Source organism: Acidiferrobacter sp. SPIII_3 (assembly GCF_003184265.1).
Taxonomy (GTDB): Bacteria; Pseudomonadota; Gammaproteobacteria; order Acidiferrobacterales; family Acidiferrobacteraceae; genus Acidiferrobacter.
This window is the reverse complement of sequence record NZ_CP027663.1, coordinates 2281942-2300224: the sequence shown is the minus strand read 5'-3', so window position 1 is coordinate 2300224 and position 18283 is coordinate 2281942. Positions and strand designations below refer to the sequence as shown.

Below are 18283 nucleotides of genomic sequence, written 5' to 3'. Positions count from 1 at the left end.
CTCACCATGAAAACGAACGAGCGCAACACGGATGCCAGAAGCCAAGTCAAAGTCGAGGGGGCTCAAGCCTCAACAATCCGCAGGGGGGTGACAGAACGCCAAGCGCAAGAGTCTCTGCAAAAGCTCGGGCCTTTTATCACCCGCGGGCAATGGCACATGCTCTGGAAGCTCTGCCAGCAGGGCGAGGAGCAAGCGCATTTCCGGCAGATGGTGCAAGACCTCACTACCCGCATCGAGGTCATGCCCAAGACCTACGAAACGGACGGCCAGGGTCTAAACGCAGTCGCGAGCTTGCACTATTTCACGCCCGCCTTTGATTTTTACATCACCGAGAAAGACCACACAGGCAACGGCACGCAGCAAGCCTTTGGTCTGGCCTGCGCCCACGAACGCGAGATCGGGTACACGGCGGCTGTCAAGGTACCTGTCGCCTGATCATTTAGGCCGCGTCGCATTGTGAGGTGTCTTGGCACTCCTCGGTCGGGCGATTGAGCCATACTTCGGCAGGCAAGGACCAGTTCCGGATGCTACGGCTCCAGCGTTCGGGATGTTGCGCGCGGGCGGCCTCGTAGATCCGGGTGCGATGGGCGAAGATGGCGTGGTCGGCGCCCGTATGACGCTCCGCGGGACTCACAAATTTCAGGTTGCGATGCTTGTGGTGGTGGTTATACCAACGCACGAAGGCGAGCATCCAGGCTCGCGCCTTTGCGAGGCTTCCGAAGGCGCCCGGATAGCCGGGGCGGTATTTGCAGGTGCGGAACAGGCTTTCGGCATAGGCGTTGTCGTCGGACACACCCGGACGGCTGTACGAACGACGCACGCCGAGCGCATCGAGGGTCGCGACGAAGGTGGAGGCCTTCATGGGACTGCCGTTATCCTGATGGAGTACGAGCGGCCGCCTGTCCGTCACGCCCTCGCGCACGAGTGCCTGACGGATCAGGGCGGCGGCGTGATCCCCGGACTCCTCCTCATGGACCTCGTGGGCGACGATCTTGCGCGAGTAGATGTCGAGCACGAGATACAGAAAGAAGAATTGGCCGCTTACGGGGCCGGGCAGGTATGAGATGTCCCAGCACCACAGCGTATTGGCGCCCCGCGCGCGGTGACGTGGGATGGGACGGGTATCGGGCGTCTTCGCGCGGCCCCTGTGCGCCAGCTGGTTGGCGGCGCGCAGCAGGCGATAGAGCGTGGATTCGGAGGCGATATAGCGCCCCTCGTCGGCCAGCCGTGGCACGATCTGGGTAGGCGGCAGGCTTGCAAAGCGCGGTTCGTTGACCACACGCAGGGCTTCGGCCCGCTCGGCCTCCGAGAGGCGATTGGGGGGTACGGGCCGATGCGCCTGCGGCCGCCGGTCGGAGCCCACGACCCCCGTCTGCGTCCAGCGCTCCAAGGTCCGAAGTGTAATACCAAGCTCTCTGCAGGCGACCCGCTTGCGGGCCCCGGCGGCTACGGCCTCGTGAATCAGCATAACGGCGGCTTGGCGATCTGGGGTGCTGATCATGCGTCCTCCTCGTCCCCCCAGATCGCCGCGGCTTTTTTTCGTAAGGCAAGCAGCGCGGCGGTCTCCGCCAGCGCCTTGTCCTTGCGGGCGAGCTCACGCTCTAGGACCTTGCGCTGCCTCTGCTCGGCCATAAGCGCTTCCCGGTGCGCCTTGGTGGATATGGACCCACCCTCCAGGGCCTGACAGGCGTCCGTGCGCCATGCCTTGACCTCCTCGGGGTAGAGGCCGTGTCGGCGGCAATATTCGCCGAGCTCGGCTTCATTCAAGCCCGCGGTCTCCACCACCACGGTAAGCTTCTGCGCGGCCTGGCGTTTCACGGGCGGCCTTCCTCCCGGCATATCCGCTGCCTCCTTTGGGCGTATTGTCTTGCGCCAATCATACAGCGTCCAGCAAGAGATGCCCGTCTCCCGGGCGAGCTCTGGGATGGACAGGTCAGGGGTGGCCAGCATCTTGCGGATCACCGACTCCTTCCGTTCTTTGGCGTAGCGCATCATGGTTGTCGACTCTCTTTCTGCCCCCAAGGGTTTCATACAAGAGGCGACAGGTAGTCTGACAGCGGGGGTACATCAGCATCCGGGAGCTTGTGGAGGCCGGGGCCGAATTGGATCTGTACTGGACCCCCCAAACCTTAGCCGCGATCGGGAGGTAACGCCATGACACGCGAATATAAAGACCTGCTCGCCCAAGTGGCCCCCGGCACGGATCCGCGCCATATCCAATCGCTCCTGCAGGCGGATAACGGGGGCTGTGGATTGGACGATCTGACTCCGGAACAAGCGGCCTTTTGTATCGCCATGGCGAAGGCCTGCGTGCAGGTATTCGGGGCGGACTTGGTGGAAGGGATCGCGCGCGAGCGCGGGATTTAAATGCTCACAAAGGGCGGCCGGCCCATTTCCGCGTCGGCCGCTCACGGTAGGCACTTACGGAGAATACGTTATGAATGACACGACAGACAGTACCGTCACACCCCAGCGCCTCGCGATCCTCTGGCAGGACATCATCATCGCCGGCTGTCGGACCCTGCTCGACATGGCCGACGACGACACCCTAGACGGGCCTCCCGGCGGGCCCCGACTTCCTATCGCGATCTTCGAAGCCTTGCATGAGATCCCCGACTTTGGCCCCGAGATCGCATTGACCGCGCTGGGTGCACTGGGGGCCTGGCTAACCGATCGCGAGGCGGTCGCCGTCCTGACGGCCTGGCAGGAGCGGGCACAGACACGTCTCTTAATCGATGACCACCGCCGGACCTGCCCGGCATGCGGGCTGGTGCGGCCGGACTGGACCGTCATCAAGACGGCGCGCGCGCAGGAGACGCGGTCATGATCAACGACCCGAATAACTTCAATGGGCGTTTGGAGCTCACGATCGGCGGGGCGGTCGTGGGTTTCCTCGGCGGCTGGATCGGCGGCTTGCAACTCATGCTGTGGTCGCAGAGGATGGCGCCGGCCTCCCTGCCGCGGATCTGGGCGTGGGTCACGCAATTTGGGCTCGTCATTCACGGCTGGGGGTGGCGGGGATATTGGCCGCCCACGGCCGCGGCTCTAGGGGCCGCCGCCTTAGCCGGTGCCCTCTGGTGGCTCATGACCGTGCCCGCCGAACGCCACGTACGGGGTTTTGCCCTGCACCGCACGCCAAAACGCATCGCGCGTCTTGTGGTGCCTCACAAAAACGAGCCGCCGGGGGTCTGCATTCACCCCGCTATCCGGTTAGATCAACACGCGGAATGCCGCCATCTCTTGATTGTGGGCGGCGCCGGCAGCGGCAAGACCACGATCCTTTGGCCCTTGATCCAACAGGCGCAAGCACGGGGGGATCGAATGCTGATCTTCGACTCCAAAGGCGACTTCACCCAAAAACTCCCCGAACCCTTCACCTTGTTGTCCCCAACTGACGCTCGCGGCGGGGGCTGGCGCGTGGGGCACGACATCCGCACGCGGCTCGATGCCCAGGCCTTGGCGGAGACCCTCATCAAAGAAAACGAGAAGGATCCCATGTGGTCGCAAGGCTCCCGCGCCTTACTGGTGGGGCTTGTGAGCGACCTCCAAGCCCGTTACGGAACGCAATGGGGCATGGCACATCTGGCGCACGCGACCGCCGCCGCCCTTGGTGACTTCGCGGTCTTGAAAGCGGTCATCGGCCGCGAGGATCCAATGTCCTTATCTCTCTTGGGCGGAGAAGACGCGGAAGGGCCCAATCGCACCACTATGGGTTTTTTGGTGCAGCTATCCGCCGCCCTGACGCAGGTCATCAACCTGGGCGTGGCCGCCTATGATCTCAAGACTAACCCGGAATGGTCCGTGCGCTCGTGGTTGGCGGGTCATCAACCCCCGGTCACGATCCTTGGTTTCCGGGACTCCGCCCGCAGTTTAAGCCAAGCGTTTGCATCCAGCCTTATCGAGCAGACCGTGCGCCAAATCAGTGATATGTCCGATGCGGGGCCCGACCAGCGCCGCATCTGGCTCATCCTGGACGAGGCCCCCCGGGTCGGTAAGGTCCCCAGCATTACGGACGCTTTGGCCACGGCGCGATCCAAAGGCCTGCGCGTGGTACTGGGCATCCAGAGCACCGCGCAGATCCGCGAGGCCTACACACGCGACACGGCCACGACCTGGGCTGGGCAGACGGCGACGAAGATCATCTGCCAGACGACCTCCCCGGATGACCAGGAGTGGTGCGCGAAACTCCTCGGAGACCGCGAAGTGGACCGCTTCCAGCATCAGGTCTCGACCCAGACCGGCCGTGACGGTGGCCAGCACAATCAGTCCTGGCAACGGGTGCGCGAACCCGTGTTGATGCCCGCGGCCTTTGGCCGGGATCTGAAAGTGATCAAAGGCCGGGGACCGCGCGCTTTGCTGATGGCAGGCGGCGAGGCCGCGATCCTCAACTGGCCGTTTCCTCCACTGCAAACCCATCGCCCCGATCGCATCGAGGCGCGCTGGATTCAGCCGAATTACCAGCGGCCGGATTGGGGCAAGACCCCGCCGGACTTGGGGAAGCCATTTGCCCCCGCGGCGGTCGCGCCGCACTCCAAGAAAAAACCAGAGAAGGAGCAGGCGCAGGCCTTGGGCACGCCGATCATGGACTCTGAAACGCCGCGTCCTATGCCGGCCGTCACGCCCGAGGCAGGCCTGGCCGACCACGTCCAAGACCTCGTGCTCGACCATGTGGCCCCCGGTTTGGTCCTGCTCGCCAAAATCCTGGGCACGATCGAAGCGGTGGGCAGCGGGCCGTCAGCCCCTGCCCAGGTTGTTACGGCCCGGCCACCGGCGCCCGAAGCGCCAGGCCTCGACGATCTCGACGGAGCAGAGGAGGGACAAGACGAGGAACGGGAGCCGTAGGGCGCGGGCAATTTCCGCGGGCGCAGCACTACGTAACGCCACTTATTCCGGTGGCTAACCTATAAAGGAGTAAATCGCTATGACACAGAATGATGGGACACAGGATGATTGCAGCAACCTCACCGAGGAGCAGGAGGCCTATTTCATCGAACTCGGTTGGCACAGCCGCGAGCTGTTCGCCGCGGCCCTCGCGGCCTTTATGCGCGGTGATGAGCCCGAGGGCCGGCGCATTGCCAAGGAAGACCAGCGCCTGAAACGCGCGACCGATGATGATCGGGGCACGAGTCAGGGGGAGGGATAGACCATGCTGTTTATTATTGCCTTTGTCATCATCTGGGCCTTCTTTGGGTTCGATCACGCTTTTGAGGCGGCATTTGCCACGGGCCTCCTGGCCATCATCCTTGGTTTGGGCGCCGCGCCGGGGATCATCATAGACAAGACCATCAAGGATATTCAGAAGAACCGGAAGAACAACTCATGACACTATCCATCGAACCGCACGCCGGCGTTGGGCCTGTAATCGCCATTATCCAACAGGCACGCGGCACACTTGATATTAATGCCTACCTCGCCACTGATCGGCGCGTTATCCAGGCCATCACACAAGATGTCCGCCGCGGGATCCGCGTCCGCATCTTGATCGACCGACGCCCCTACGGCGGCCGACCGCGCGGCGAGAACGCGCGCCTTCGGGCGACCGGGGCGCAGGTGTGTTATGCGCCGGCACACTTCACGCAGAGAGACGGCTTCGATCACGAGAAAGTTGGTTTGCTTTGACATACATATTCGTTGACTTGTGCAAACCAGAGTTAGGCAGGACTCTGTCATGCTTGGTTGACTAGGTGGCATTATTGGCGCAGTTTCTCTGGAATAATGCTGACGTGTCAACGCGCGGAGGTTTTCTACAACTTTCCGCGCTCCGGCTGTGCCAGTTTCCGCAGCCGATCTATTGTGGACGCTCAACATTTGAATTAAGGACCGCGCTTTAGCGTGTCCCGCTTTGAATTATTGGTTCGGCGTCGAAGGATCGTCGCCTTCCGTTCATCCAACTTGAATTTCAGAAGCTCAATGCGTAGCCTCTGTAGGGCAGCTTTCAAGTCCGACGCTATTATCTCTTTGTGAGGCAGAACGATTACTCGCCGGCAGTCCGCCGCTGCACCATGCACCATGAGTTGACCGATGGCGGTATACAAATCTGATCGTGCTGTACTCGTTTTGACTTCGAAGACCTCAACAAGGTCACGCCCGACTGTAACCCCCATATCGATCAGGGCGTTCTTAACAACGCGCCCGCCTTTGGGAAGCAGATCCGATGTGCGCCAGGCATTCAAAGCATCAACAACCTCGCCATGACGGGACAAATAGTCGATTTCGGCAGACCGTCGGCCCATTCGCCTTCCACGCGCTTCAGAATAGAAGTCGTCGAACTCCTTTTTCTTGCGGTGAAACTCACGTGTCTCCATGTCGCCAGCCCGAACAGCCAGCTTAAATTGGACAATAATATCGATGTACCGAACAGCGGAACGACTTGCAGCAATGCCGTCGATCGGCATAACCAATACGCCCTTTCTGAGACTACCAGACGAGTCGACGACATCAACAGGACGCTGGTCGCTCCATGTCAGAAAGGCAGATTGGCCAACGCCTTTGGTTCCGCCGCCAACACGCCCAGAATGCAGAAGGTAGATCGATCCGGTATCGTTGTCGCGAGCAAAGAACCCTGCGACTTGGTCATTGCGCCCTTCGTATGCGGTGTTTATCTCGACAGAAATATGCAAACGACCTTCGTTTTTAAACAGGCCGAACCAGTTCAAGCGCCTTGGATTAGCGATATCCTTGCTATTGTGATCTGATGACCAGTACCAGTAGGTTCCATCGGTGAACACAGAGGCGTCGAAGGTCGTGCCTCCGGGATAGCCAATGTCTCTAATTGTCGTTGTCTTAAAATCTCTACGAATACTGGATTCCAGCTTGCGTTGGACCTTAGCGATTTCTTTTTTTGACTCAATGAGTGTGAACATAAATATTGCTAGATCCTGTATGACGATATACCGTTAAGTCATGACGCCGAACGTCGAAGTCACAGGCGATGCACGGATTTATCGCGCAGCGCCCGCGTGGACTGGCGGGTCAGCCGCCTGCCGGCTATCATGACGGATGTCATTGGCTGGTTGCATACGCCACCAGTATTGCGTGTCCGGATTCGTAAAACTGACGAATCATTGCGCGAAGAGTTTGTGTTTGAACGCCCCTAGAGCCGATCCACCCCGCGTGAACGCTTGCGGCGAATTGTGAATTCGTGAGGTAGCGTGGCGCCCCACTAAACGTAATCTCGGCCCCGCCCCGCGGACCCTTTGGTCCGGTCTGGCCTAGCAAAAAGTGCATGTATTCACGCGGGATATACATGCCCTTTATAAGTTCTCCCGATGCAGGCGTCAGTCCTTTACTTGGCACAAACTTCAGGATGAACCCGTCATCGCTGAGGCGATATTCCTCGTGGGACTGAATCGAGGTGGCACTTCGAGTGGAGTTGTAGAACGTATCCATACGGGTGAGTTCATCTTTAAGTTGCGCATCAGGACGATATAGAACGAGATCACCTTCCTCACGCATCAGCTTGTACTGCACCAAAACGAATAGCTGAAACGGCTCGTTGTAGTAAATGAGGTCGACACCGAGGGTACGCTCAAGAGCATTTCTGTTAGCGTAATGCACCTCAAGATGTCGATTACCTTGATGAAAAACTGAAACGCCCGTTTCGTGCAGTGGCGTCATACCCGGCCAATTGCATAGATCGTGTTGAATCGCAGCCTCTTCCTGTAGGTAGCGCTGAGGAATTCCCTTGAGAAATGACGAGCGGCCGGGTTCTAGGTTGGTGAGCGTTGCTGTTGCCTCTGTGTCGTTTACTTCTGTGACTGTGCCTTCGTATGGCGCCCACGCGCTCAGCACTTTGTCACGAAGTTGATTGTTGCCAGAAAAAATATCGAGTGAGATGCCCAGAGCTTCCCGTTCTTGAAGAAGTATGTCGGCAGCTCCACCTTTCAGGCGAAAGCCAGAATAGCGCCTGAGTGAAGTTAGTCGGTCAATATCTCCCACTAAGGCAGGGCGTTCGGCCTTGATCGCTTCAATCAGGGCTGCCCAAGTTGCAGGAGGAATAACCCCGCCAGCGCCTTGTGAGGCCTTCACGAAATACCGTTGAATTCGCTCGTTCAGTCTCGACTCGATCACGCCAATGGGTATCGCGCCAAGATTGACCATTGCCGAGAACTCAATTCTGTTTTTTGAGGTTACGACACGCTTTCCCTTCTTCGCTAAGGAAATATAGTCAATCGTTGAGTCGGAGAACCCGAGCAAAGCAATGTTAAGTTGTGTCAGCTTCCAGTCAGGAACGCTTAAAGCATCCGTGAATGGTTTATAGCCACCCTCGATTTCATCTTGAATTAGGTCACGTCGACGGTCTTCGTCGAAGTAGATGAGTAGTCCTGTATTGTTGGCGGGCATGGGAAATATACTATCAGTGTTTAGCGATTTGGTGGTTATCGCAAAGCTGAGTGGCACGCCGCTTTTGGGGTACCCCTCTCAAATTCAATGTTGGGCTGCACCTCACGTCTCCTCCCAGAGCAACTGTCGACTCATGTCCGGCCTCGGCCCTTTGACTTTGGGGCGCTGGACCGGAAATTATCCTCAACCGCGGCTTGGATCAAGGCCTTGAGCGCCTAAGCATCGAGCACTTCTCTCTCTCGGATGGCGACGGCGCAATGCGTGTTCCCGTCGAGACGGGAGTTGAAGAGATCCCGAGGGGCCGCCAAAGGCCCTCTGGGCGAAGGTCAGCTTGACTACCTGTTTGTAGGCCTCGCAGCTACAGATGATCCTAGCGTGGGACCGGACGGGCACCCCGGGGGGATTTTGCTGGGCTTGATCCATTTGTACTCCTCTATGATGTCCGGGTCCGCCTTGTGGATAAGGCGGCGAACCTCCGTCAGGGTTTTGGCGCGCCAGCCATCCAGCGACCGGGTCTGCTCGGCGATGAGATAGGAGGTTGTTATCGCGCTCACGCGCTCCGCTTCCACATTAGGTGTGGCGTTCGCGCCTGCCTTCGGCGCACTTATCCTTTAGGTCTTAGCGCCACGGTTCATGCTCCGAGTTGTTGTGATGTCCAATGTAGGCCTTGAACCCGGTCAGCGACAAGCCTATGCCAAAAAGTGCCAAGATCGCAAGGCACAACGTGGGAAGCATGGGTATCATGGAGCCAACTCCGCGTTACGGCGGGCCGCTAACAAAGAGTATGGATGAAGCGACATTTGACGATTATGCCAACGGGTAACGGATCGAAATGTTAGCAATTAGCAACCTGTACCGCAGCATCAGGATCGTGTACGCTGAAGTGCTTGATATAGCGCTGGACGGTGCTCCAATCCTTGTCAAACGTCGAGGCCGACATCCTTCTGGGCAATCCCGCGGCGGTTTGCCTCGATCGCCAACGCCTCTGCGGCTGGTCGGCGACGCGGTAGATGGCAGCCATGTATATACTCGATACATGCGCGATCCGCGGCATCCCTAGAAGGAAGCTCGAAATAGCCATCCAGCGTGGTGTTGATATCGCTGTCTGCCCAATAACGTGTTTCGAATTGGCAAGTCACCTCATAAAAGCGACAAAGAACGACTATGCCCTTGCGCTCAGCAATTTCCTGAAATGTCGTGTCCCTCGTCTTCTTGATGACAGTGCGGTACTGTGGGCGGATCGTGCCGGTGTACCACACAGCGTTAACCAAAGCCGCCGTGAGGATCGCGATTTGCTTGAGCAAACGCTCGGAATAGTAGCGGAAACAGGATCACTGGATGACTTGCATGCCAAGTATCTACGTTACCCGGATGGAGAGCTGCGCCCCCTTGTGGATTATGGAAAAATCTTTGGGGAGATTTTGCGAAGAGAGGAGCGGCAGTATGTGGATCGCATGACGCCCTTGCTTGGAACGGCCGCGTTTTTCCCCTTGCGCAATGGCTTATATGGCGTAACCAGAAGGGCCTTGATGGATAATCTCGATGGGGCGGGGCGCGGCGTACCGGCGAACACGTCGATAAGCCGCCATAAAGCCATAAGCAACGCAAGTGTGCAGGCACCGTACGTCGGGTATATGTTGTATCGATTATACGAGGCAAAAAATAAGGGGCGGATGATTGATGGCAATGACTACGCAGACGCCCTCATTTGCCTTGCCATCGATTGGGCGGCCAGGGATATACTTGTGACTAGCCTGAAGTTGCTCCGAAAAACGTCCCGGAATTGATCCCTGATCTGTGATTTAACAAGGTTTTAGGGGATTTTGTGTTTGTCATAATGTAGGCATGTATTATATGCAATAATGCTTGACATGAAGATATGTGTGTGATATGTAGTAGGCATGCATATCCATATCGTGCCCAATCGCGGATCGACCCCCACCATTCTCCTGCGCGAATCCTATCGCGAGGGGAAGAAGGTCAAGAAACGTACGCTCGCCAATCTCTCGCACCTGCCTATGGCGCAGGTGGCGTTGATCCGAGCGGTGTTGAGTGGGGCTGATCTGCAAGTGGCAGGGTCCGGGTTCGTGGTGACCCGCTCCCAAGCCCATGGGCATGTCGATGCGGTGGCCGCGATGATGCAGCGGTTGGGTCTTCCCACGCTGATCAGTGGCAAGCCCTGCCGGGAGCGGGATATCGTGTTCGCCTTGATCGCCTCCCGGATCCTGGCCCCGCACACGAAGCTCGCCACCACCCGCTGGTGGCACAGCACCACCGTGGTAGACATCTTTGGGGTCGCTGATGTCGATGAACAGGATTGCTATGCCGCCATGGACTGGCTGCTGGCCCGTCAGGACCGCATCCAGAAGAAGTTGGCCGCTCGCCATCTCACCGAAGGCGGGCTGGTGTTGTATGACTTGTCATCGAGTTATTTCGAAGGTCACACTTGTCCGTTAGCCAAGCGCGGCTATAGCCGTGATGGCAAGCACGGCACCCTGCAGGTCGAGTATGGGTTGATGACCGATGGCCGAGGCTGTCCGGTGGCGATCTCCGTGCATGAGGGGAATGTGGCCGATCCCACGACCTTGATGCCGGAGATCCAACGCTTGAAGACCGACTTCGGTATCGAGCAGTTCGTGATGGTCGGCGACCGCGGCATGATCTCGCAAAAGGCAATCGACGCCATCCGCGAACAAGACGGGATTGATTGGATCACGGCCCTGAGGGGCGTCTCGATTCGCGCTTTGGTCGAAGACAAAACCCTACAACCTGACCTCTTTGACGAGCGCAACCTGCTAGATCTCTCTCACCCCGATTATCCGGGTGAGCGCTTGGTCGCGTGTCGCAATCCGGAGTTGCGGAAACTGCGCGGCCATAAGCGCGAAGACCTTCTGGTGGCCACCGAAGAGAGCCTCCGAAAGATTCAAATCCGTGTCGAAGCCGGACGCCTGACAGGGCGAGATCACATCGGCCTGAAGGTGGGCCAGATCGTGAACCGCTATAAGATGGCCAAACACTTCACTCTGGATATTCAGGATACCGCGTTCTCTTTTGCACGCAAGACCGAAGCCATTACAGCCGAAGCGGCCCTTGATGGCCTCTATATCATCCGCACCTCGGTTGTGGACGAGCGTATGGATGCCGCCACCTGTGTGCGCCACTACAAGTCCTTGGCCCAGGTCGAGCGCGCCTTTCGCTCCCTGAAAACCATGGACCTGAAAATACGCCCCATCCATCATCGCTTAGCTGACAGAGTGAAAGCCCACATCTTCCTCTGCATGTTGGCCTACTACGTCGAGTGGCATATGCGCGCGGCCTGGCGGGAGTTGATGTTTACCGACGAGGATCAGAAAGCCAAAGAGACCCGCGATCCGGTAGCCCCGGCTCAGCGCTCAAGAGCGGCAAAGAGAAAGGCCTCACGACATCAACAAGATGATGGGACGCCCGTACACAGCTTCCAGACCTTGCTCGCCGATCTTGCGACCATCGTCTGCAACACCTGCCGAACCTCCGCAGAGGACGATGCCCCGACCTTTACCGTTACGACCCAACCGACCCCTTTGCAGCAGCGGGCCATGGAGCTTATAGCGACTTTCCCGGTGTAGGCAGCACGCGGAACCGCCTTTTCAATCCATGAGATTGAAAGATAAGGGAAAACTACTCGGCGGCGAAAGCAACTTCAGACTAGCGATAAAGGAACGATAGAAGCATTAAGGCATACGGCCGCACTTCTGGAACGGGATGATTGCGTTATCTCAACGGATGAGTTCGTAAGGCGAGAGTGTCTGTAATGTAATAGCCGGCCAGCCTTGCGGAAATGCAGATGGGATCGCAATATCAACCTGCGCGGCGGCCGAGATCCTGGTGTTGCAAGGATATAGAAAACCATATACGCCTGCTTACCCGGCTCCTGATTCTATCAATCGCGCGCTCGCGGGGTCGTAGATGACCTCAGTAATAGAACCATCACGAATACGATCGACCGCTTCGTCAATGACCGGGAGCGGTACGAGAAACCACTCCCGTGGGCGCACCGGATTCCCGAATCGGTCTTCAATAGTCAGGTCGAGTTGTGCCGCAGCGAAAATGCGGTGGAAGACGTTTTCTAGCTTAATACGATTGATTCCGGACAACTTGTAACTGGCCACGACCTCCACATCCGCCAGCAAGTAAGTCGCGTCGTGTGCCGCATTGGCAATACGGGTTTCCACCTTACCGCCCGTGACGCCAATCTTATGAACAAGCTCCCGATGTTCAGCAATAAACGGATGATGAGAGAGGCTGCGCAACACATAGATGGTGCCGCTTTCAATGTCGTCTTCTTCCCATATCTCGCTGAACACGGGGCCGGGGTCGGGTTCCGGTGTCACACGCCGTCCGGTTTCGTCCTTATAGAGGGCGCGCTGGAGCGATCGACGCAAGAGGTTGCTCTCGGTGCCGTTGATATAGACGACCCGCAAACGGGCATCATTTCTACCGATTGATGTTTTGAGGGACTCGCCTACCTCGGCGACATAGACGAGTTGGCCGGCCAGAATAAAGAAATCCCCTTCTAGGATATTGGCCCCCTCTTTGCGGAAGGGTATTGTCCGCCGTAGGCCGGTCTTAAGGTCATTCTCGACTTTGCCAAACAACGGCTTGAAGCGCGCGAAATCCTGGCAGGGCGTGCGATCGGCTACCTCTTCTGCGGCATGCCGCTCTTCATAGGAAGTGACGTGCTTGAGCACGGTGATGTCTGCGTCATCGTGGGCGCTGACTCCAAGCCTTGCCAGCAGCGCCTCGTCATCAAGCGCTTCGACCGGGGACGGCTCGGCGCCTTCCTCGGGCGTCAATAGATTATGAACGTCCATCGCTTCCAGGAGCTGGCGGGCTTCCGGCAGGCTGCGAAGGCGGTCCAGGCGCACGGCATACAGACGCTCGAAGATATCGTGCGCCTCCCCGTGCTGCGGTGCACGTCCATGGCTTTTGTAGAAACGCAGGATATCCTCAAACCCCGCCATAATGCGTTCCTTGCGCGGCGTATGGCTCCCGACCTTGGTTGGCGTGACGTCAACGCCCAGAGCATCTAGCAGTTCATCATCGGACAGGTCAGACATCGTCATCCCCTTCGCGCCCTTCGGCGGCCTTCTGCTGCGCACGGTATCTCGCAAAGGCGGCGACCCCTTCCGCCATGCGCCGTTCCCAGGCATCCTGCGCATTGATTTGTGGCAACCGACCACGCTCCTCTTTGAATTGCAGGGCGCGTTGCGCCAGTTCCCGGGCCTCATCATAAGCGATGTTCGTGCGTTTGGCGGCGATGGAGGCCTGCACCTGGCGGAGCGTCTTTTCTTCCATTGCCTTTGCCAGAACGGAATACGCGGCACCGAAAGGGTTGATGCGGTCGATGAGATCGATGTCCAGGTCATGTACGTTTATGAATTTGCGCACGCCGTGGATCAGGGCCATGTTACCCCTTCCGTCTTCGCCTTCCTGCATCCCGTTGGCCATTTGCTGCTTGGCCTGTTGCGTGATGTTTAAAGTGGCAATCGCATGCTGACGGACGGCCTCCTGATCTGTGTCACTCAATTCTGGATAGCGCTCACGCACAATCTTGCCCATGCGCAACTGCGTCAATTCCTCAGGCAGTGTATTCTCTTGGTCAAAGAGGCCACGCTCCACAGCGGACTTGTCTTGAACGAACGCCGTGATGACCTCATTCAGATCCTCGCGGCAAATGCGGTGGGCTTCGGGACTTTTGGGCATCGTAAGTCCCCCGATCTCCACGTGGTACTGGCCGGTCTCCTCGTTGATACCGACATTGCGCCCGCCCTCGGCATAGCCTGTGGGCCCATAGTCGAAGCCTTCCTGAGGGCCGGCGTTCTTGGGCGTGAACTCGAAGCGCGGAGCCAATACCTGCTCCATCAAGAGGCTGGCGGCAATCGCCTTGAGCGTATCATTGACCGCATCGACCACGGCGGCCTCAGTGGCGTCCGGTTCGGCTATGAGGTTGGTAAAGCGCGTTCTTTCTTTGCCGGGCGCATCGCGTGTGGCGCGACCGATAATCTGCACGATCTCGGTCAAACTGCTGCGATAACCGATGGTCAAGGCATGCTCACACCAAATCCAGTCGAAGCCTTCTTTTGCCATGCCGAGAGCGATAATAATATCCACATGGTCCCGGTTATGGCGCTGTGCCGGATTTTTCAGGGCTGACAGGACTTTGGAGCGCCTGGCCGTGTCGCCGTCATCTACCAAATCAGCCACTTTGATAACACGCCCCCCTTGGGGGGCCGGCAATGCGATTAAATGGAACCCTGTCACCGGATCCACGCCGTTCCAGGTGCCGAGCGCATCCATGATTTCCTCGACCTCCCTGTGCTTATCCTTTAGGCTCTCGCGGGAGTTGACGCTCGGGATATGCACGATAGTCTTCAGGGACGGGTCAAGCACCTTCGTAATCGCGTCCGGATAACGGCCGGTATAAAAGAAGTAGCCGATGTCCAGTGCTTTGAGATATTGGTAGCCGTTGAGCTGCTCATAGTACGTGTAGGTGACGGTCTCGAAACGCGCCTCATCTTGGGGCGCCAGCACCGCCACCGCATCGCCCCGGAAATACGAACCGGTCATGGCCACGACGTGGACCTTGTTCCGCGCGATGAGTGTACCGAGCTGGGTACCCAGTCGGTTGTCTGGGTTGCTGCTGACGTGGTGGAACTCGTCTACGGCAATCAATCGCTCATCAAAGGCCTCCACACCCAGCTCGTCTACGGCAAAGCGAAACGTGGCATGCGTACACACGAGGACCTGACCATCACTGGCCAGAAAGTCGCTCACGGCCTTGACCTTAGACTTCGCAACATGCGGCTCATCTACACCCGGCGCATTGCACAGATTCCATTGCGGACTGACCGTCCAGTCGGCCCAGAAGCCCTGCGCGCTCAGCGGTTCATCAGAAAAGCTCCCGCCAATGGCGCGCTCTGGTACAACAATGATGGCCTGCTTGAGCCCTTGGTTGTGCAGTTTATCGAGAGCAATGAACATCAACGCGCGCGATTTCCCTGAGGCTGGCGGCGACTTGATCAGCAAATACTGTTCACCGCGCTTGGCATAGGCGCGTTCCTGCATCGGCCGCATGCCCAGGGCATTGGTCTTGCTCGATACGCCCGTGCGGGTGGTCGTAATCGACACCGACGGGACCGTGTACTTGTTGGTGGGGTTATCGGTGGTGGTCATAATACGGTCTTCCTGGCCTTCTTGGTGGTCGTTCGGGCTCCTGTCATCTTGGCGTACAGGTCAAACAGTTTCTCCAAGCGTTCGGTATCGTTACGGAAGCGGCGGCCGATGTAAATGCGCTCGAGCACTTCGTCATTGCGCTCATGGGCACGACGCAGGTTCTCCGGCATCTGGTCTGGGTCGTAGAGATCGGCGATTGTGGCCGGGAAATGCGCTTCGCGGGCCAGCAGAATATCTTCCGCGCAGCGGGTGAGGTCAGTCTTGTTTTGCTCGGTCAACACCGGCACGGGGAAAGTGTTCCAGCCGAGGGTGTTGGAGTACCGGTATCGGGTCTCCAGCTTTCCGCAGACAGTTGCAATCCAGACTAAATGCAGGCGCGAGGCGATCAGCGCCATGTTCCAGAGGGGGGCGTCGTAGAGGGCGAAAGCAAGATTTGTAACCGTTGACCTTTGGTCAACTAATCCAACAGGCAAATAATCACGGGCTTCTGATGAAACGCAAGGCATAACAATTGTCTGTTTCTGCCCAATATTCATCTCTCGCATCTGGTGTGATCGTGCGGCCATTGCATTGGCGCCGCTGTCTCGGCTGGCAAGTCGTATGGTACGAACACTATCAATTCGGCGCTGAATGGATGCGATGCGCAGAGCTTCGTCTAAATGCTGATCTTCAATCCACAAGCAGTAGCGCTGCAGACCGCGAATGAATTCGGCAGATCCGTAGATGCGGCGAATAAATCGGGCATTCTGTTCAGGGCTTAGACCTAACGCGTCGACTTCGTCGCTCGTTAGTAAGAGGTGTCCTCCGTCCACGGGCTTGTTGCCAAAATCCATGGACGCCAACCCTTGAATAGGCTGAGCCATTTTCGCGATGATCACATCAGGTCCTGCTATCAAGTAGGCGTTGATGTAATCCACTTCTTTGGCGATAACACTGCCGTCCGCTCCAGCCGAAAAGAGCCTTCGCGTTTTTCTCTCATGATGAGAGATTCCTACAATCGCTACGGTGACACCGGCATTGCGGCTTGCAAGATTCGCCCACTTAAACGACGTATGCGCGAACTCAATGGTGCTCCCAACAGCAAAAATGAGCGGCCAAAGAATAGGCACCTGCTGCCCTTGGCAGATGGAGTTGGTTGATACAAAAGCGGCTGCGGAGTCTGTTTTGGTACCGTAATCAGCGGCCTTCATAAACCAACCGGCGACATAGTCCAGTGATTTCCAGCTTGTTGTACGGCGCTCGAAAATGGTTTTAAGATCTGATTTCTGCTCTGGAGACTGCCACGTTGAACCAAGGTATGGCGGATTTCCGCAGATATACGTCTCACCGCCCTCGTTCTCGAAATCGATCTCGGCCTGATCAAGGGGTGTCTGAAATAAATCATCAGAAACAACCCTGACACCGCTACCTGTAGGTGGGAAGACACTTAACCAATCCAGTTGCAGCGCGTTGCCGCAAGTGATCCAGTTCTTGGCGTCCAGTGGCAGAAATTCGACAAGCGCCAGCCTCTGGCCTCGATAGAGAACATCACACTGGTACTCAGCAATGACGAGCGCCAGTCGTGCAATCTCGACCGCGAAGTCGCGCAACTCAATTCCGCGGAAGTTGTTGAGTGGGATTGCCGTATGTAGGTCAGGTTCGTCACGACGCCGGTTGATGTCCGCTTCGATGGCGCGCATTTCTTTGTAGGCAATCACCAAGAAGTTGCCCGATCCACAGGCAGGATCAAAAACGCGGATTTTTGCCATGCGCTTACGCAAGTTGAGCAGCAGACGCGGATTGCTTCCCGCAGCCTCAAGTTGCGCGCGCAGGTCGTCAAGAAACAGTGGATTCAGCACCTTTAGGATGTTGGGCACGCTAGTGTAGTGCATGCCCAGGGCGCCGCGCTCACCTTCGTCCGCCACCGCCTGAATCATTGACCCAAAAATATCGGGGTTAATTTGGGCCCAGTTCAATTGCCCCGCATGCAGCAGGTAGGTGCGCGCCATACGCGAGAAGCGTGGTACGTCGGTACTGCCTGAAAACAGACCGCCGTTGACATAGGGGAGCTCGTTGCTCCAGCGTGGCAGGCTCGCAGACGCGCGCTCGGAATGCTTTACATTCATCGCGCGAAACAACGTGCCAAGGATCTCGTGGGTGTTGCCGCCCTCGCGCTCGGCCATCTGCTCAATGGTCCGAGTAAACAGCTTACCGCCAGGGAAGATATCTGTATCCTCGGCAAAAAAGCAGAAAATCAGCCGTGCCATGAAGTGATTCAGGTCGTGGCGACGCGCTTCGGTTGCCCATTCGGGGTTGTCCTTCAACAGCTCCACGTAGAGTTTGTTAAGCCGTCCGGTCGCCCTGACGTCGATAGGGTTGTTCTTGATCTCCTTGACGGTGGAGATGCCGGCCAAGGGCAAGAAAAAGCCGAAATGCTGGGCAAAATCGGAGTAGCCCGAGGCGATAGTTTCGCCGCTGGTGAGGTCTTCTGCTTCCAGTGTCTGGCCATCGGTCGCCAAGATGAACTTAGTCTTAGCGGCGGCAGTTTTGGGGCTTTCACGTAGCGCTCTCAACGTGGCGCTTACGGTACCAGGCTCACACGCTGCAAGATGGATATTGTTGCGTTGGAGTACACCGCCCGCCATGTCGGAAGCGTTCGTCTCGCCCTTGCGCAACCGATTGATCGTAGTTTCCTTATTGCCAAAGGCCTTTAGAAAGGCGGCTCTTCCGCACAAAGTGTGGGTAGTCG

At 57.7% G+C, this 18283-nt stretch carries 15 protein-coding genes; 9 read left to right on the top strand and 6 right to left on the bottom strand.

All coding sequences use genetic code 11. The features are described from left to right. Positions 1-6 precede the first annotated feature (6 nt). Complete coding sequence (locus tag C4901_RS11570) at positions 7-435, top strand: hypothetical protein (protein WP_110137459.1); 429 nt, start codon at positions 7-9, stop codon at positions 433-435. A 4-nt stretch (positions 436-439) separates the two neighbouring features. On the opposite strand, the gene C4901_RS11565 is transcribed toward C4901_RS11570, so the two are convergent. Next, positions 440-1995 (bottom strand): IS3 family transposase gene (locus C4901_RS11565; RefSeq protein ID WP_240611762.1). Its coding sequence is split into 2 segments (ribosomal slippage): positions 440-1533 and positions 1533-1995, totalling 1557 coding nucleotides; the frame shifts between segments, so codons are not numbered across the junction. Positions 1996-2154: 159 nt separating this feature from the next. On the opposite strand from C4901_RS11565, the gene C4901_RS11560 reads away from it, so the two are divergent. The 6 genes from C4901_RS11560 to C4901_RS11540 all read left to right on the top strand — a co-directional run bounded on the left by C4901_RS11560 (position 2155) and on the right by C4901_RS11540 (position 5619). Next, the gene (locus C4901_RS11560) at positions 2155-2367 is read left to right on the top strand and encodes a hypothetical protein (protein ID WP_110137458.1); all 213 of its coding nucleotides are present in this window, start codon (positions 2155-2157) and stop codon (positions 2365-2367) included. 70 nt (positions 2368-2437) lie between these two features. After that, positions 2438-2827, top strand: coding sequence for a hypothetical protein (locus tag C4901_RS11555; protein ID WP_110137457.1), 390 nt, complete (start codon positions 2438-2440; stop codon positions 2825-2827). Next, complete coding sequence (locus C4901_RS11550; RefSeq protein WP_168185700.1) at positions 2824-4842, top strand: type IV secretion system DNA-binding domain-containing protein; 2019 nt, start codon at positions 2824-2826, stop codon at positions 4840-4842. The genes C4901_RS11555 and C4901_RS11550 overlap by 4 nt, the downstream gene beginning before the upstream one ends. A 79-nt stretch (positions 4843-4921) precedes the next feature. Beyond that, positions 4922-5143 carry a hypothetical protein gene (locus C4901_RS11545; RefSeq protein ID WP_110137455.1) on the top strand — a complete coding sequence of 74 codons (222 nt, stop codon included), beginning with the start codon at positions 4922-4924 and terminating at the stop codon, positions 5141-5143. Between the two features lie 3 nt (positions 5144-5146). Continuing rightward, the gene (locus C4901_RS17750) at positions 5147-5323 is read left to right on the top strand and encodes a hypothetical protein (RefSeq protein ID WP_168185699.1); all 177 of its coding nucleotides are present in this window, start codon (positions 5147-5149) and stop codon (positions 5321-5323) included. After that, a complete protein-coding gene (locus tag C4901_RS11540; RefSeq protein WP_110137454.1) occupies positions 5320-5619 on the top strand; it encodes a phospholipase D-like domain-containing protein in 300 nt (99 codons plus the stop codon). The genes C4901_RS17750 and C4901_RS11540 overlap by 4 nt, the downstream gene beginning before the upstream one ends. 194 nt (positions 5620-5813) lie before the next feature. Here C4901_RS11540 and C4901_RS11535 read toward each other — a convergent pair whose 3' ends face one another. Both C4901_RS11535 and C4901_RS11530 read right to left on the bottom strand, forming a co-directional pair. Further along, positions 5814-6863 (bottom strand): hypothetical protein, encoded by a 1050-nt coding sequence (locus C4901_RS11535; RefSeq protein ID WP_205735970.1) that lies wholly within the window; start codon positions 6861-6863, stop codon positions 5814-5816. A 139-nt stretch (positions 6864-7002) separates the two neighbouring features. Further along, positions 7003-8343, bottom strand: a complete 1341-nt coding sequence (locus tag C4901_RS11530; RefSeq protein WP_110137453.1) for a hypothetical protein — start codon at positions 8341-8343, stop codon at positions 7003-7005. A 1019-nt stretch (positions 8344-9362) separates the two neighbouring features. Between C4901_RS11530 and C4901_RS17330 the strand changes: the two genes are divergently transcribed. Both C4901_RS17330 and C4901_RS11510 read left to right on the top strand, forming a co-directional pair. Continuing rightward, positions 9363-10130 (top strand): hypothetical protein, encoded by a 768-nt coding sequence (locus tag C4901_RS17330; RefSeq protein WP_145960706.1) that lies wholly within the window; start codon positions 9363-9365, stop codon positions 10128-10130. Positions 10131-10244: 114 nt separating this feature from the next. Beyond that, the gene (locus tag C4901_RS11510; protein WP_110137450.1) at positions 10245-11948 is read left to right on the top strand and encodes an IS1634 family transposase; all 1704 of its coding nucleotides are present in this window, start codon (positions 10245-10247) and stop codon (positions 11946-11948) included. Positions 11949-12242: 294 nt separating this feature from the next. On the opposite strand, the gene C4901_RS11505 is transcribed toward C4901_RS11510, so the two are convergent. The 3 genes from C4901_RS11505 to C4901_RS11495 are packed head-to-tail and all read right to left on the bottom strand — an operon-like array spanning position 12243 to position 18209. Beyond that, complete coding sequence (locus C4901_RS11505; RefSeq protein WP_110137449.1) at positions 12243-13439, bottom strand: GIY-YIG nuclease family protein; 1197 nt, start codon at positions 13437-13439, stop codon at positions 12243-12245. Further along, positions 13432-15555 carry a DEAD/DEAH box helicase gene (locus C4901_RS11500; RefSeq protein WP_110137448.1) on the bottom strand — a complete coding sequence of 708 codons (2124 nt, stop codon included), beginning with the start codon at positions 15553-15555 and terminating at the stop codon, positions 13432-13434. The genes C4901_RS11505 and C4901_RS11500 overlap by 8 nt, the downstream gene beginning before the upstream one ends. Further along, positions 15552-18209: a class I SAM-dependent DNA methyltransferase gene (locus C4901_RS11495; RefSeq protein WP_205735968.1), complete on the bottom strand. Its 2658-nt coding sequence runs from the start codon at positions 18207-18209 to the stop codon at positions 15552-15554. The genes C4901_RS11500 and C4901_RS11495 overlap by 4 nt, the downstream gene beginning before the upstream one ends. Positions 18210-18283 lie beyond the last annotated feature (74 nt).